Origin of the sequence: Kitasatospora putterlickiae (assembly GCF_039527695.1) — a bacterium.
Taxonomy (GTDB): domain Bacteria; phylum Actinomycetota; class Actinomycetes; order Streptomycetales; family Streptomycetaceae; genus Kitasatospora; species Kitasatospora putterlickiae.
Window position 1 is genome coordinate 19405 of the sequence record NZ_BAAAKJ010000113.1, and the last position, 1284, is coordinate 20688.

At 71.7% G+C, this 1284-nt stretch carries 2 protein-coding genes; both read left to right on the top strand.

From position 1 onward, the window contains the following. Positions 1 to 132, top strand: a 132-nt coding sequence (locus ABD308_RS39660) for a hypothetical protein (RefSeq protein WP_425554745.1), incomplete at its 5' end; no start/stop codon positions are given. A gap of 63 nt (positions 133 to 195) precedes the next feature. Continuing rightward, on the top strand, positions 196 to 870 hold the full coding sequence (locus ABD308_RS11970) for a response regulator (protein WP_344332273.1): 675 nt from the start codon (positions 196 to 198) through the stop codon (positions 868 to 870). Positions 871 to 1284 lie beyond the last annotated feature (414 nt).

A 1284-nucleotide genomic window follows, 5' to 3' on the forward strand; every position in this document is an offset into this window, starting at 1 on the left:
CGGCCCCGGCTCGCCGACGGCGCCGTCGCCGAGGAGGTCCTCACCGACATCGCCCGGCTCTCGGAGCCCTACGGCACCAAGGTGACGGCCGGGGGGACCGGGACGGGCGAGCTGGTGCTCGACGGCCCGTGACGGGCGCGGCTGCTAGAATCGCGGACTCCGAGGACTCGATGAGCAGTTGGCGAGGAATGCGGGATGGCCGAGGCGATCCGGGTGCTGATCGCGGACGATCAGGCGTTGCTGCGCGGCAGCTTCCGCGTCCTCGTCGACTCCACCCCGGGGATGGAGACCGTCGGCGAGGCCGGTGACGGTTCCCGGGCGGTGGACCTCGCCCGGGAACTCCGGCCCGACGTCGTCCTGATGGACCTGCGCATGCCCCTCATGGACGGCATCGCCGCCACCCGGGAGATCTGCTCGGACGAGACCCTGACCGGCGTACGCGTGCTGGCCCTGACGATGTTCGACATGGACGAGTACGTCTACCCGGCCCTCCAGGCGGGCGCGAGCGGATTCATGCTGAAGGACGCCTCCCCCTCGGACCTGGTCGCCGGCATCCGCGTCATCGCCACCGGCGAGGCCGTCCTGGCCCCCACGGTCACGCGCCGCCTCATCGGGACCGTCTCCCGCACCCACCGGACGACCCGCCCCCTCCCGCGCCTGGTGGGCCTCACCAAGCGCGAACAGGAGGTCCTCGTCCTGATCGCGAACGGCCTCTCGAACGCCGAGATCGCCCAGCGCCTGGTGATCAGCCTGCCCACCGTGAAGACCCACGTGAGCAGCCTCCTCGCCAAACTGAACGTCCGCGACCGCGCCCAGCTCGTCATCGTCGCCTACGAAAGCGGCATCGCCGAACCGGGGATGCCGGTCTGACCCGCCGGTCACACCCGTCGGAGCCGCTGACGCCCCAGGAGCGCGTCAGCGCCTGTTAGCGGCGTCAACGCATCATGGACATGGTGTACATGGCCCTTCGCACATCCGGTACCGTTCTCCTGTCGTCCTGGAGCCGCCGCCTGCGGCGAACACCGGGTGGGGGAACGGCGGATGGGGGAACGGCGGATGGCGCGGTGCGTCCATGACCTGGGGTGTGGAGGAGTGGCAGTGGGCCTGGAGCTGATCGACGGCCGGTTTCGCGCGGGGTCGGACGACCGCAGGGCTGCTGCCGGCGTCGGTCTCACATCCGGTCTCACCTCCGGTCCCGCCCAGGCGCCCGGCCAGGACCGCCGCCACCCCGTCTCCGCCGCCGAGGGAACGCGTTGACCGCCGACCTGACGGCTACCGCCGCCG

Bases quoted from the DNA above. Each gene is read 5' to 3' on its own strand.
- ABD308_RS11970 (WP_344332273.1), top strand. From the start codon at position 196: ATGGCCGAGGCGATCCGGGTGCTGATCGCGGACGATCAGGCGTTGCTG.